This window comes from Xanthomonas sp. NCPPB 1068 (assembly GCF_041479385.2).
Lineage (GTDB): Bacteria > Pseudomonadota > Gammaproteobacteria > Xanthomonadales > Xanthomonadaceae > Xanthomonas > Xanthomonas cannabis.
This window is the reverse complement of sequence record NZ_CM192986.1, coordinates 393,869-407,692: the sequence shown is the minus strand read 5'-3', so window position 1 is coordinate 407,692 and position 13,824 is coordinate 393,869. Positions and strand designations below refer to the sequence as shown.

The 13,824-nt window shown below is 65.5% G+C and carries 12 protein-coding genes; 7 read left to right on the top strand and 5 right to left on the bottom strand.

Translation table 11 applies throughout. From position 1 onward, the window contains the following. The first annotated feature begins 46 nt into the window (after positions 1 to 46). Both ACCQ12_RS01790 and ACCQ12_RS01785 read left to right on the top strand, forming a co-directional pair. The gene (locus ACCQ12_RS01790) at positions 47 to 403 is read left to right on the top strand and encodes a SymE family type I addiction module toxin (protein WP_228313354.1); all 357 of its coding nucleotides are present in this window, start codon (positions 47 to 49) and stop codon (positions 401 to 403) included. A 251-nt stretch (positions 404 to 654) separates the two neighbouring features. Continuing rightward, complete coding sequence (locus ACCQ12_RS01785) at positions 655 to 1,446, top strand: hypothetical protein (RefSeq protein ID WP_372382799.1); 792 nt, start codon at positions 655 to 657, stop codon at positions 1,444 to 1,446. A 369-nt stretch (positions 1,447 to 1,815) separates the two neighbouring features. On the opposite strand, the gene ACCQ12_RS01780 is transcribed toward ACCQ12_RS01785, so the two are convergent. Beyond that, the gene (locus ACCQ12_RS01780; RefSeq protein ID WP_047695528.1) at positions 1,816 to 2,247 is read right to left on the bottom strand and encodes a winged helix-turn-helix transcriptional regulator; all 432 of its coding nucleotides are present in this window, start codon (positions 2,245 to 2,247) and stop codon (positions 1,816 to 1,818) included. 135 nt (positions 2,248 to 2,382) lie between these two features. Here ACCQ12_RS01780 and ACCQ12_RS01775 point away from each other — a divergent pair, with 135 nt between their 5' ends. Together ACCQ12_RS01775 and ACCQ12_RS01770 are read left to right on the top strand one after the other, a co-directional pair. After that, positions 2,383 to 3,261 carry an SDR family oxidoreductase gene (locus ACCQ12_RS01775; RefSeq protein ID WP_372382798.1) on the top strand — a complete coding sequence of 293 codons (879 nt, stop codon included), beginning with the start codon at positions 2,383 to 2,385 and terminating at the stop codon, positions 3,259 to 3,261. Positions 3,262 to 4,009: 748 nt separating this feature from the next. Further along, complete coding sequence (locus tag ACCQ12_RS01770; RefSeq protein ID WP_166743588.1) at positions 4,010 to 5,461, top strand: OprO/OprP family phosphate-selective porin; 1,452 nt, start codon at positions 4,010 to 4,012, stop codon at positions 5,459 to 5,461. 65 nt (positions 5,462 to 5,526) lie between these two features. Here the strand turns inward: ACCQ12_RS01770 and ACCQ12_RS01765 are convergent, their stop codons facing one another. From ACCQ12_RS01765 to msuE, 3 genes are all read right to left on the bottom strand, one after another. Then, a complete protein-coding gene (locus ACCQ12_RS01765; protein WP_039411004.1) occupies positions 5,527 to 6,555 on the bottom strand; it encodes a methionine synthase in 1,029 nt (342 codons plus the stop codon). A gap of 27 nt (positions 6,556 to 6,582) precedes the next feature. Further along, complete coding sequence (locus ACCQ12_RS01760) at positions 6,583 to 7,566, bottom strand: DUF1852 domain-containing protein (protein ID WP_372382797.1); 984 nt, start codon at positions 7,564 to 7,566, stop codon at positions 6,583 to 6,585. Positions 7,567 to 7,712: 146 nt separating this feature from the next. Further along, positions 7,713 to 8,306 carry an FMN reductase gene (gene msuE, locus ACCQ12_RS01755; protein ID WP_166778255.1) on the bottom strand — a complete coding sequence of 198 codons (594 nt, stop codon included), beginning with the start codon at positions 8,304 to 8,306 and terminating at the stop codon, positions 7,713 to 7,715. 177 nt (positions 8,307 to 8,483) lie between these two features. Between msuE and ACCQ12_RS01750 the strand changes: the two genes are divergently transcribed. The 3 genes from ACCQ12_RS01750 (at position 8,484) to ACCQ12_RS01740 (ending at position 12,715) form a co-directional block, all read left to right on the top strand. After that, the gene (locus ACCQ12_RS01750) at positions 8,484 to 9,398 is read left to right on the top strand and encodes a LysR family transcriptional regulator (protein ID WP_372382796.1); all 915 of its coding nucleotides are present in this window, start codon (positions 8,484 to 8,486) and stop codon (positions 9,396 to 9,398) included. 166 nt (positions 9,399 to 9,564) lie between these two features. After that, positions 9,565 to 10,455 carry a methylenetetrahydrofolate reductase gene (locus tag ACCQ12_RS01745; RefSeq protein WP_372382795.1) on the top strand — a complete coding sequence of 297 codons (891 nt, stop codon included), beginning with the start codon at positions 9,565 to 9,567 and terminating at the stop codon, positions 10,453 to 10,455. A gap of 304 nt (positions 10,456 to 10,759) precedes the next feature. Then, the gene (locus tag ACCQ12_RS01740) at positions 10,760 to 12,715 is read left to right on the top strand and encodes a choice-of-anchor X domain-containing protein (protein ID WP_372382794.1); all 1,956 of its coding nucleotides are present in this window, start codon (positions 10,760 to 10,762) and stop codon (positions 12,713 to 12,715) included. 322 nt (positions 12,716 to 13,037) lie between these two features. Here the strand turns inward: ACCQ12_RS01740 and ACCQ12_RS01735 are convergent, their stop codons facing one another. Continuing rightward, complete coding sequence (locus ACCQ12_RS01735; protein WP_372383531.1) at positions 13,038 to 13,799, bottom strand: SDR family oxidoreductase; 762 nt, start codon at positions 13,797 to 13,799, stop codon at positions 13,038 to 13,040. Between the last annotated feature and the right edge of the window lie 25 nt (positions 13,800 to 13,824).

Below are 13,824 nucleotides of genomic sequence, written 5' to 3'. Positions count from 1 at the left end.
CGTCGCCGCCCGGCGGCGGGGCCTGTTGGTCAAGGAGGGCTTTACCATGCGCCGATCCCCATCCCCACCCCGTCCTACGTCGGGGCGCAAGCGCGCCACGGTGCCGCCGCCTACCGAGATCGGCTGGCGCACGCTCGATCCTTCGATCCCGCCACGGGTGTACGCCGAGCGCACGCCGATCCCCGAGCCACGCGGCGAACCCCGCACGCCGCGGCCAGGGCATCCACGCGCCCCGCACCACTGCACCATCGGCTACGGCTACTACCCGGCCAGCAACCACCGAATCCCCACCCTTCGCTTGCGCGGACGCTGGCTGGAACAACTGGGCTTTGCCATCGGCAGCAAGGTGCAGATCCGGCTGCGCGACGGCGAGCTGGTGGTCAGCGTGGTACCTACGGATTAACCAGGCGTGCCGTGCACGTGACGCAGGCTTACATGCTCTACATTCAACGCATCGCGTGTGTCGCGCATCATGCACACTCGCCGCTACGCACTGAGAAATCGATAGCATCCACGGTGCGTGGTGTAACCAAGTACGCGTTCCGGCTGCGGTGGCGGCGTTGAATGGTCATTCGACCCAGCCCGCGCTGACATTTCAGTTTGTCCGGATCTTGCCCACCACTCTTTCCCTCACGCCATACCGCCAAGGACAGCATGTTCTCCATCTTCAAGAAGAAAGCCCCCGCATTACTGAGTGTTCAAGCCAATGGACGCGAGCTGTGTCGGATCAGCCAAAGTGATCTTCCGTGCGAGATCAAACCATGTGTGTGGTTGGAAGCCGATAGCATCCTGGAGTTTGTCGATTCGACCGGAGACGTGCACCGACATGAACTCGGTGCCACATCTGGGTGGTTCCACTTTTCCATTCGGGTGCACGCCAACCTGGGTTGCCAGGCAGACTGCGTCATTTCCCAGACAGAGCAGCTCGACCCAGATGCGTTTGCCACGGGCAAGGCAGCGGGGATCCGGTTTCAGCCGTTCTTCCTGCCGGGTGCGGCCATTTCCAACGCTGCCCTTGCAGGCAAGGGGCTGTTTGCGAGGGGGCTGCATTTCAGCGGACTCGTCACCAACAGCAACGTGCTGCTTTCCTGCGAGTGCGAGCACTGCAAGCGCTCATTCCTGATCCGCTCCTACCATGCCGGCTTCAGCGAGGCGGGTTACTTCTATTCCGGGTCCGGCAGCTACACCATCACCGTCGACAGCCAGTTGCCCGGCAGCCCCGCGGCGTTGTCCGCGCCCGATGCACAGGCGCTTGCTGCGCTGGAACGGGCACTGCCCTTGGCGCCGGACGGGTCCCGCTACGCCTACCTCAATCCGTTTCGCTGCCCGCATTGTTCCGAGCCTTACATCGACTTTGAGGCGAATCCGGGGTTGCGGCAGAACGAGTACTACGGGAATTACTTCGCCGGTGCCACGTTGCTGCGATACGTTGCCGAGCCTGTGTAACGTTTGCTTGGGTATCTGGTATGTGGCGGTGAGTACGTTGCCCACTTCGACGGCGGTGCGTGTCTTACGTCACACGCTTCCAGATCCTGGCCGAGGCACATTATCTGCTGCGCGCCTGGCGGCACCTATGCAGCGTTTTACAAACACACGCACCATTCGCTTTGATGGCAAGGCGACGATTGTCTGCCGCATGTTCGGCATGGACCGGCATGGTGAAATCGGCTCCGCGGAGCGCGGCAACATGGTGGACGGCTCGCAGGGGTCCGGCTCGATGGACGTGGTGTGTGAACCGGGCAGGCGCCTGACCATGCCCGGCGGTAACGCGTGGTGCCTTGGCCGCAGCGCACCGCGCAACGGCCAGGCTAACCGTCAGGCCATGGCGTCTTCGGCATCCAGCGCGGTCACCGGTTGTTGCGCGCGGTCGAAGCGCTCGCGGGCGGCTCGGATGCTGGCGTGGTGTTCGCCGGCCCAGTTGAGCAATTGCGAGACCGGGCCGAGCAGCGCGATGCCCAGCTTGGACAACGCATATTCCACGCTGGGCGGTTTGGTGGCGTAGACCTTGCGGGTGATCATGCCGTTGCGCTCGAGGTTGCGCAGGGTCTGGGTCAGCATGCGCTTGGAGATGTCCGGCACGGCGCGCTGGATGGCGCTGAAACGCGACGGCCCGGGGATCAGCGTCAACAGGATCAGCAAGGTCCACTTGTCACCGATCTGGTCGAGCACATCGCGCACGGGGCACTTGGTAGCGTCGAAGGGACCTTCAAGAGAAGGCGGCGGCGGGAACAAGGCAATCGCATTCACGGGGGTATCTCTCAGTAACCAGGAGGAGGAAAACTGCCTCCTTGCGGAGGCCCGGGCGGCGCTGACACTATGCTGACGGACAACACGGTCTAAATAGTAGACCAAATCTCTTATACACCCCTATCGGAGCACACCATGGCATCTGCATCCCCCCTGATTCTTGTCACCGGCGCCAGCGGGCAGCTGGGTGCGCTGGTTGTCGAAGCGCTGCTTGAACGCGTGCCCGCCAGCCGCATCGTAGCAACGGCCCGCGATACCGCGTCACTTGCCGAGTTCGCAAAACGCGACATCGCGGTGCGTCGGGCCGACTATGCAGACCCGCAGAGCCTGGATGCGGCCTTTGCCGGCGTCGGCCGGGTGTTGCTGGTGTCGTCCAACGCGGTGGGCGCGCGCGTGCCGCAGCATCGCAATGTGATCGAGGCGGCCAAGCGCGCCGGGGTGGAGCTGCTCGCCTACACCAGCGTGTTGCATGCCGAGACCAGCACGCTGTCGCTGGCCGACGAGCACGTGGCCACCGAAGCGCTGCTGCGCGAGAGCGGCGTGCCGCATGTGCTGCTACGCAACGGCTGGTACACCGAGAACTACACCGGCTCGATCGCGGCCGAAGTGGAGCACGGCGCGGTGATCGGCAGCTCCGGCGAGGGCAGGATCAGCGCCGCCACGCGTGCCGACTATGCAGCGGCAGCGGCAGCGGTGCTGGCCTCGGAGGCGCCGCAGGCCGGGCAAGTGTACGAACTGGCCGGCGATACCGCCTTCAGCATGGCCGAGTACGCCGCCGAAGTGGCGCAGCAGTCGGGCAAGCCGGTGGCCTACCACGACCTGCCGCAAGCCGATTACGCGGCGGCGCTGGTGCAGATCGGCCTGCCGGCCGGCTTCGCCCAGGTGCTGGCGCAGTGCTCTGCGTCCTCGCGCGGTGGCAGCCTGTTCGACGACAGCCACACCCTGAGCGGGCTGATCGGCCGCCCCACCACTCCGCTGCGCGATGCAGTGGCGGCGGCGCTGGCCGCACGCTGAGTCGCGTTGGCGGCCACTGCATTGCCGACGGTCTCGACAGGCAGTGGCTTGCTCTGTTCCGATGGCATTCGCCGTGATCGTTCGCGATCACGGCGAGCTGCGCGGTCTTCACTACCTGCAGCTGGCTTCCCCTGGTCGTCGGGCATCCAGTGCACGCCCGTGCGCGTCTTGTCCGGCGACATCTTGCTGTGATCGTGCCGAAGCGGCACTGGTCATCTGAAGGTTGCGGGCGAATGCACAGCCCGGAAAACAGGCGTGCTGCAATTGTGGCGTTGCGCATGGCTGCAGCATCGTACCGATGTCGCGCTTCTCTGCTGGCCCTGCTCGCCGCTGCGCGATGACAGCGCAGGCGCCTTCCCTCGTCCTACCAGCTGCCCCGGCGCGTTCTGCACGCGGCACCGCATAGCCATGCCTACGACATCGTCTGGCCATGCGCGCTCGCGCTCATGCCGCTCCGGCGGGCTCGCGTACACCGCCCGCCCGGCCCCGGCAACCCGCGCGCAGCTGGGCTCGTCTCACGCCGGTCGCATAACTGCCATCGCTCCGACACGACGGTGACACAAGGGCCGCGATGGGCCGGCCTGCCGATGTCACCAAACTGACATCAAATCTAAATATAACTGCTGCCCTTGCCGCTACGTCAGGACGACCGGCGCCCTGGCAGGCGCTTCCATGCCGCGCAGCGCCTTTCGGGCAGCGCCGGCGCGACGCAGCCGCCGACCCGTTTCCCCTTGCACGAGCCGGACCAATGAAAAAACGCAATCTCGCCACCGTCCTGTGCGCGCTCAGCGCCACCGCCAGCGGCAGCACGCTGGCCGCCGAGCTGGAGCTGTACGTGGACCGCAAGACCAAGCAGATCTTCGCCGAGCCGGCGCCGGGCCGCGACAAGTTGGGCAAGTTCGTGCAGGTGGACGAGAACGGCAAGCTGCCGGCGTCGGCGATGCCCGCCGCCCCCGCACAGCCGCTGCCGCCTGCGCCGGGCGTCACCACGCCGGCCGATACCGCCGTTGCCCAGGCTGCCCCCGCCCCGGTCCCGGCGCCCGCACCGGCCAAGGCCAGCGATGCCGGCAAGAAGTGGTACGACAAGCTCAGCCTGCGTGGCTACACCCAGATCCGCTACAACCAGGGCATAGGCGGCGACGCGCAGGACCTGCGTGCGCCGGGCGACCGCTTCATCGGTAACGACCAGAGCCTGGGCATCCGGCGCGCGCGCCTGGTGTTGAGCGGCGATCTCAACGAGCACGTGTCGCTGTATTTCCAGCCGGACTTTGCGAGCACGCCGGCCGGCACCAACACCACCAACTTCGCGCAGCTGCGCGATGCCTACGCCGACATCTTCTTCGACAAGAAGCGCGAGTACCGCGTACGGGTGGGCCAGTCGAAGATGCCGTACGGCTGGGAAAACCTGCAGTCCAGCCAGAACCGCCTCACCCTGGACCGCGCCGACGCGCTCAACTCCGGCCTGCGCGACGAACGCGATATCGGTGCGGTGTTCTATTACAGCCCCACCGTGGCCAAGGGCCGCTTCCAGGACCTGGTCAAATCCGGTCTGAAGGGCTCGGGCGACTACGGCGTGCTGGGTGCGGGCGTCTACAACGGCCAGGGCGCCAACCGCGCAGAGCGTAACGACAGCATGCATGCGGTGGTGCATGCCACCTACCCGTTCAAGTTCGCCAACGGGCAGTACCTGGAAGTGGGCGCCGATGCGTACAGCGGGCGCTTTGTGCCGACCGCGGCGGCAGTGAACATCGGCGGGCGCAACTTCACTCCGGCCATCACCGACCCCAACGGCTACACCGACCAGCGCGTGGCCGCGCATGTCATCTACTACCCGCAGCCGTTCGGCCTGCAGGCCGAGTGGACGGTGGGACGCGGCCCGGAACTGGATGTGGAACAGCGCCGCATCCGCACCCGCTCGCTGAGCGGCGGCTACGTGCAGGCGATGTACAAGCACGATGGCAACTACGGCACCTTACTGCCCTACCTCAAATGGCAGACCTACCGTGGCGGCTCCAAGTTCGATACCAACGCCCCGCGCATGCGCCTGGACGAAGTGGAAGCCGGTATCGAGTGGCAGCCGATGGACGCGCTGGAGCTGGTGTTCGCCTATTCGAAGATGAAGCGCACCGACGTCACCACCGCGCCGTACCCGGTGGTGGAAGGCGATCTGCTGCGGCTGCAGTTGCAGGTCAATTACTGATCGCTGCAACGCGATGGAAAATGAAAAAGCCCCCGCTTGCGGGGGCTTTTTTGTGCCGCTGGTCCCTAAGCCGACAACTCTCCACGCACGATCTGCGCGCCTGCGCTGAGCGCACTGAGTTTGCCGCGTGCGACATGCCGGGCGAGCGGCGCCATGCCGCAGTTGGTGGACGGGTAGAGCTTGTCGGCATCGACGAACCGCAGCGCCTTGCGCAAGGTCTCGGCCACTTCCTGCGGCGTTTCGATCGTGGTGCTTGCCACGTCGATGGCGCCAACCATCACCTTCTTGCCGCGCACCAGTTCGATCAGATCGATCGGCACGTGCGAGTTGTGGCACTCCAGCGAAATGATGTCGAGCGAGGATGTCTGCAGCTTGGGAAACGACTCTTCGTACTGGCGCCACTCCGAGCCCAGGGTCTGCTTCCAGTCGGTATTGGCCTTGATGCCGTAGCCGTAACAGATATGCACGGCAGTCTCGCAGGTGAGCCCTTCCACCGCACGCTCCAGGGTGGCGACGCCCCAGTCGTTGACCTCGTCGAAGAACACGTTGAAGGCCGGCTCGTCGAACTGGATGATGTCCACGCCGGCCGCTTCCAGTTCCCTGGCTTCCTGGTTGAGGATCTTGGCAAATTCCCAGGCCAGTTTTTCGCGGCTCTTGTAGTGCGCATCAAAGAGCGTATCGATCATGGTCATGGGGCCCGGCAGCGCCCACTTGATGGGCTGGCGGGTTTGCTGGCGCAGGAATCTGGCATCGTCCACGAATACGGATTTGGGCCGGCTCACCGCGCCAACCACGGTCGGCACGCTTGCGTCGTAGCGGTCGCGAATCCTGACCGTTTCGCGCTTTTCGAAATCGACACCACTGAGGTGTTCGATGAAGGTGGTGACGAAATGCTGACGGGTCTGTTCGCCGTCGCTCACGATGTCGATGCCGGCGTGCTGCTGTTCCTGCAGCGACAGGCGCAAGGCGTCCTGCTTGCCTTCGATCAGTGCGTCGTCCTGCAGTTTCCAGGGCGACCAGAGTGTTTCCGGCTGTGCCAGCCAGGACGGCTTGGGCAGGCTACCGGCGGTTGAGGTGGGGAGCAGCTTCGTCATGATGTTGGTGTCTTGTAGGCGTGGTGATCAGGAGGCGTGGCGGGAGGCCCATTGCGCAAGCAGGTTGCCGTAGGGCTGAATGAAGTGCTCCTGGGTGAACCTGCCCTGCGTGACAGCGAGGCGGCTGCGCTCTTCGCGGTCGTAGACGATCTGGGTGGACGAATAATCCTGGTGTTTCAGGCTGGGCTGATAGATCGCCCCCGCTGCGGAATTGGCGTTGTAGATTTCCGGCCGGTAGATCTTCTGGAAGGTTTCCATGGTGCTGATGGTGCCGATCAGCTCCAGGTTGCCGTAGTCGCTCAGCAGGTCGCCGACAAAATAGAACGCCAAGGGTGCGACGCTGCCGGGCGGCATGAAATAGCGCACCTTCAGGCCCATTTTCGCGAAATACCGGTCCGTCAACGAACCCTCGTCCTGGCTGTATTCGATGCCCAGGATGGGGTGCTGGTTTCCGGTGCGGTGGTAGGTCCTGCTGCTGGAGACGCTGATGCAGATGACCGGCGGCTTGTCGAAGCGCGCGGTGTAGGCATCCGAGTGCAGGAACTGCTTGAACAGCGTGCCGTGCAGGCTGCCGAAGTCCTCCGGGATGGCGAAGCCGGTGGCGTCCTGATTGTGCGCGGGCAGCAGGATGCTGAAATCGTAGTCGCGCACGTAGGACGAAAAATTGTTGCCCGCAATGCCGTCGATATGCGCGCCGGTGTGTTGGTCGACGATGGTGGGCTTCAAGATTTCGATCAACGGAAACGCATTGCCCGCTGCGTTGCTGTCGATGTGCATCTCGGCAGAGATGATCTCCAGCGCGACGCCATAGCGGTCACGCGTGGGGTTGTCCCAATGCGCCAGGTCGTTGAAGCGGTTGTTGATCATCGCCAATGTGTTGCGCAGGTTCTCCCGACGACGCTCGCCTCTGGCCAGGTTGGCGAAGTTGGTGGTGTTGCGCGTGTTGGTCGCGGGTTGATAGTCCTCGTCGAAGCGGAGGCTCTTGATGGTGAAGGTGAATTGCTGAGTCATTGCAACTGACGCCTTGATTCGTTGGATGAGACGCGCGCTCTGCGGCGCAGCGATGGGTGTCGGATGAATGCGTTCCCGGCCTGTGGATGTGCGGGCGGGCGCCAATGGCTCCTACCGCAGATGACCCGCCTTGGAGCGGATGCCGCTCAGGCGGCGGCCACCGTGGTTGCGGCGCCGGGGCTTGCGGGCCGCGTCAGTGCGATCAGTGGCAGTGCGCGCTGCACCGCCAGGCTGGCGCGCTCGGCCAGCGCCTCGTTGTGCACGCGGTAATCCAGAAAGTCGCGGTCGGTGGCGTAGACGCCCAGCGGCAACGTGCGTGACTGGAAGAAACTGAAAAGCGGCCGCAGTTGGTGGTCGATCACCAGCGCGTGGCGTTCGCTGCCGCCGGTGGCCGCCAGCAGCACCGGGGTATCGACCAGGGCATCCTGATGGATGAAATCGAAGAAATGCTTGAACAGCCCGGTAAACGAGCCGCGATACACCGGTGTGGCCACCACCAGCACGTCGGCCTGCTCCACGGCGGCAAGTTCCTGCTCTACCGTGTCATGCAACTGCGAGCGCCACAGCGCGCCGGCAAAGTGCGGTGCCAGGGCGCCGAGTTCGACCAGATGCTGCTCGCACGGCACTGCTTCGCCGATCAGGGCCATCAGGTGTTGCGCCAGGGCAGCGGCCTTGGAGGGGCGTTGCAGGCCACCGGAGACGGCAACGACGCGGAGCGGATGTGGCGGATGTGCAGTCATGTGGGGTGACCTGAGCAGTGGGAGGCGCGTGGCGCCGCCGGAGGGGGCCGCCCGTGCCGACATCTGGTTGCAGGTGTGTTCCGAAGCGGGCGAGCGACGACGATCCCGATGCTAGGGGTCGCATTCAATGAAGTAAAATGGTGTTATTTCAACAATCCATGAATTCGGATCATCTGAATGCTTGAGCGCATCCATCTCACCATCGTCCAGCAGGTCGAGCAGCAAGGGTCGTTGACCGCTGCGGCGGGCGTGTTGAACCTGACCCAGTCGGCGCTGAGCCACAGCATGAAAAAGCTGGAGCAGCAGTTGGGCACCGACATCTGGCTGCGCGAAGGGCGCAGCCTGCGCCTGACCCAGGCCGGCCAGTACCTGCTGGCGGTGGCGAACCGGGTGCTGCCGCAGCTGGATCTGGCCGAAGAGCGCCTGGGGCAGTTTGCGCAGGGCGAACGCGGTGCGCTGCGCATCGGCATGGAGTGCCATCCGTGCTACCAGTGGCTGCTCAAGCTGGTGGCGCCGTATCTGGCCACCTGGCCGGACGTGGATGTGGATGTGAAGCAGAAGTTCCAGTTCGGCGGCATCGGCGCGCTGTTCGGCTACGAGATCGATCTGCTGGTCACGCCGGACCCGTTGTTCAAGCCGGGGCTGCGGTTCGAACCGGTGTTCGACTACGAGCAGGTGCTGGTCGTGGCCAAGGGCCATGCCTTGGCATCGGCGGCCTACGTCAAGCCACAGCAGCTGACCCGCGAGGTGCTCATCAGCTACCCGGTGGACCTGGAGCGGCTGGACATCTACAGCCAGTTCCTGCTGCCGGCCGGTGTCACGCCACGGCGCCACAAGGCCATCGAAACCACCGACATCATGATGCAGATGGTGGCCAGCGGCCGCGGCGTGGCCGCCATGCCGCGCTGGCTGGTGGAGGAATACGCGGCCAGGATGGCCGTGGTGCCGGTGCGGCTGGGTGCGCGCGGCATCCCCAAGCAGATCTACCTGGGCGCACGCGAGGCCGATATCACCGTCGACTATCTGCGCGCCTTTATCGAACTGGCGCGCCAGCCTGCCAATGCCACCGCTGACGCACCGGCGGGCACCTGATGCGCGCCACTGGCCTGTGCACGCCACCTGGGTTGCCCGGTGGCCACGTGCTGCATTGCTGCAGCGCGCCGCACTCTGGTGCGTTGATGAAGGCCATGCCGATGCCCGGCCTTCCGTCATCCGTGCGGACATGCCTGCGCCACTCCATCAAAGAACGGAACGCCTGTTGATGCATCCAGCCACGCCCAGGCCCGCCAGCACACTCACCGATGCCTATTCGCTGGAGGTGGGCGCACACGACATTGCCGCGTTGTCTGCGGTGGCACCGCGGATCGTGCCTGGCACCCTCATTGCCATCCCGTCGCTGCCCGGCCAAGACGACGCGACGCGGCTGGCTGCCGCACAGCGGGTGCGCGGGCTTGGCTTTGCGCCCATGCCCCACCTGTCCGCGCGTCGCATCGCCTCGCGGGACGCGCTGCAGGCCTTTGTCGGGCGCGCCGTCGATGACGCCGGCGTTGCGCACTGCCTGGTGGTTGCAGGCGATCCGTCGTTACCGCTCGGGCCGTTTCCGGACAGCCTGGCGCTGATCGCGACAGGCGTATTCGAGCGCGCAGGCATCAAGACCATCGCCGTGGCGGGACATCCGGAAGGACATCCGGCCATGCATGCAGACGATCGATGGGCGGTACTGCAACGCAAGTGTCGCAGCATCGCCGAACGCGGCATGGCACCCCTGATCGTCACCCAGTTCGCATTCGATGCCGACCTGGTGCTGACCTGGTTGAACGCGCTGCGCGCGCATGGCATCGAAGCTCCGGTACGCGTGGGCGTGCCTGGTCCTGCCGGCGTCGCGGTACTTGCGCGCTATGCCGCACGCTGCGGTGTGGGCGCGAGCGCAGCGATGCTGTCCAAGTACGGCATCTCGCTCGGCAAGCTGCTGGGGACCGCAGGGCCGGACCACTTTGTCGATCGCCTCGCGGCAGGGCTGACGCCAGCGCATGGCGATGTGCGCCTGCACATGTTTCCGTTCGGCGGCATCGCACGGTCGCTCGCGTGGGCCGAGCACTACCGCTCCCGCATGGCGCTTGCCGCTGCCACCAATCTGCCGACGACCTAAACAGACGGTGCCCGCCCACCGGTGCCGCGCACGCACGCCGGCTCGGCGCTCAGCAGCCGCCCTGGGCGGCAGATCGATCGGCAAAAATTGTGCGCACGTGGGCGTGTCCGCGACCGGAATCACAGAACGTACTATTTGATTCTGGTGTTTTTCTGCTGCACGCGTGAGGTGTTGCAGCGCACAGCAGGCTTGTCATACGCGCGGGGTATAACCATCGACGAATCGCGGCGAGGGGGCGCTGCATCCGATGCCGTTGCTGCGCGCGATGGCATTGCATCCGCAACGTCCAAGGAGAGATGTCGCCATGCCCAAGCCCTCGTTGTTGTCCGTGATGTGCACCCTGTCGCTGGTCTCGCTGCCGCTGGCGGCGGCCGAGCTGCAACCCAAACTGCTTGCCGGCCCACCGGAGGAATTTGCGCAGATGCGCGCACCCGATCCGGCCGAGTCGGCGATCCTGTCCAAGAGCGCCCTGTTGCCGGTGGAGCTGGCACCGGCCGGTAACGCCGCACGCTGGCAGGGCACGCTGCCGGTGGAAAACGGCCGCCTGCGTTTCATGGTGCTGGCCGGCGACCAGGCCTGGGATGCCGACGTGGCGGCACCACGTGTTGCCGGCGCACGCGCCGCTGCCGCGCCGCAGGTGCAGGCACAGCGCACCGTGCTGGGCACGGCGGACCACGGCACCACCGGCATGCGCTACGCGGTGGACGCCGCGCAGAATGGCAACTGGTCATTGACCCTGCAATCGGCATCGCCGGTGGCGCAGCGCGGGTATGTGCTGATGGAAGGCGATGCACGCACGCAGCTGGCCTCGTACCCGCGTGACCGCCAGCAGCTGGTGGGCAAGTCGCTGACGCTCAATGCGATGCTCAGCGGCAGCGATGCACGTGGCACCACCTTGCTCGCCGGCCAGGCGGGGCAGATCGATGACGCCAGCCTGCGGGTGATCGATCCGCAAGGCGCGGTGCGGGTCCTGCCGATGGCCGACGACGGCGCACACAACGATGGCGCTGCCGGCGACGGCGTGTATGGCGGGAGCTTCCAGCCAGGCCGCGAGGGCACCTGGATTGCGCAGGTCATCGTGCGCGGCCACGATCAGGCCGGGCAGCGGTTCGTGCGGACCAGCGAGCACGTGATGCCGGTGCTGGATACCTCGCTGCGCTTGCTGGGCAATGCGCTCAGCGCACGCGCGACCGACGGTACCCGGCTGACCCTGGCATTGCCGGTGGCGGCACGCGGCAATGCACCGTCGCACTATCGCGTGTTCGGCCAGGTCTGGGGCACCGATGCCAAGGGCAAGGACGTGCCGGTAGCGTGGATCGGCGGCATGCTCACGCCGCAGCAGGGGCAGCTGCCGCTGAGCCTGGACGAGCGCTGGATCGCACGTGCGGGCGCGCGCGCACCGTTCTCGCTGCGTGGGCTGCGCATCGAAGACCCGGACCATTACATCCCGTTGGTGCAGGCCGGCAGCTTGCCGTTGCAGCTACCCGCCTTGCGGCGCGCCAGCATCGCGCGGGCCACCGGCGGCATCGACGAAAGCATGCGCATGGGCCCGCGCCCGACCGCGCTGGCCAGTGCCGCCGCGATGGCGCAGCCGCAGGCGGCCGGCTCGCAGCTGGTGCTGGTGCACGGCTACTGCTCCAACGGCGTGTGGCCGCAGGCGCAGTTCACCAATGCGTCCACGTTCCTGGATGCCAAGCAGAACCGCAGCAACGACCAGTTCGCACAGCGCATTGCGCAGTTCGCCAGCCAATGGTCGTCGTTTTCCACGGTGGCGCACAGCCAGGGCGGCATGGCCGCGCTGCACCTGTACACCTACTACTGGAGCGGGCTGGATAACGCCAGCGGCGGCCGCGTGATGCAGTCGGTGGGCACGCCGTATCAGGGCACCAATCTGTCCGGCGTCCTGGCCGCGGTGGGGTCGTGGTTCGGCGTGGGCTGCGGCACCAATGCGGACATGACCTACGACGGCGCCAAGGCCTGGCTGGCCGGCATTCCCGCCGATGCGCGTGCCAAGGTCAACTACTACACCACCTCGTTTGCCAAGACCAACTGGTATACCAACGACTACTGCAATGCGGCCTCGGACCTGGTGTTGAACGACCCGGAAGACGGCACCGTGGAGCAGGTCAATGCGCAGCTGCCCGGCGGCGTCAACCGTGGCCACACCACCGGCCAATGCCACACCACCGGCATGCGCGACCCGGCGCAGTACCTGGATGCCAACCGCAATGCGGTGATGAATGCGAATGCGGCCAGGTAGTGCAGTGTTCGCAGTACGCACGAAGATGGCCGGCACGCGTGTCGGCCATTGCGGCATGCATGGGAGCACCGGTGCGTTGCTGCAATCAGAGCAGGCTGCAAACAATCGCTGCCTGAAGTCGAGATGGTCGGCATGCATGCCTCTCGATAAGGGCACCAGCAAACGGCCTGCTGCGGTGTGCTGACCATTGCGGAACCGTTGGCGGCACGGATGCCGCCAACGTAACTCCACCGACGGATTCACGGTGTGCCTCACCATTGGTGAGGGCGCCGCATGTTCGACACACTTAGCCGCCAGCGTGCGGCGCAGCGTTCGAGCGGTCTTATTGGCTGATCCGAGCCGCTTCGGATGCCCATAGTTCTGCATCTGCGCCCGCAGGGATGAACATCGGCGCGTCCAGGTCGGTGGCTGCGCGCCAGATCGCTTCGGCAACATCGGTCGACTGGGTTCCCGGGCCAGTAGACGTGCTCATGCGTGCCATTGTCTGTTGCATAAACGGTCCATAGACCGCGTTGTCGAGACCACGCAGACCGGTGCGAGCGGTGGCACGGAACGCCGTCTCTCCGCACGAGCCTGGCGACACGACCCGCACGCGAATGCCGAAGTCCTCCAGCTCGGTGGCCAGCGATTCGCTCAGCGCGTTCACCGCGGCCTTGGCTGCACGATAGGCACCGATCAGCGGAAGCGGCTTGAGCGTTGCGCTCGATGACACATTGACGATGACCCCGGCACGGCGCGCACGCATCTGGGGCAAGAGTGCCTGCGTTACTGCAAGCGTACCGAAGGTGTTGGTTTCGAACAGCTCGCGTACCGACTGCAGGCTTGCAAGTTCCAGCGGCATGGGCGCACCGAAGCCTGCGTTATTGACAAGGACGTCGATCGTGCCTGCCGCAGCAACCGCGGCCTGGATGCTGTCGGTATCGGTGACATCGAGCTGCAATACCTGCAACCGGGGCGACGCCGGAAACAGGTCATCGCGTGGCGTGCGCATGGTGGCGACCACGCGCCAGTCGCGCTCCAGGAAATAGGTGGCGGTTGCCAGGCCAAAGCCAGACGAGCAGCCAGTGATGAGTATGGTTTGCATGAAGCACCCTCGGTGACGTGACGAG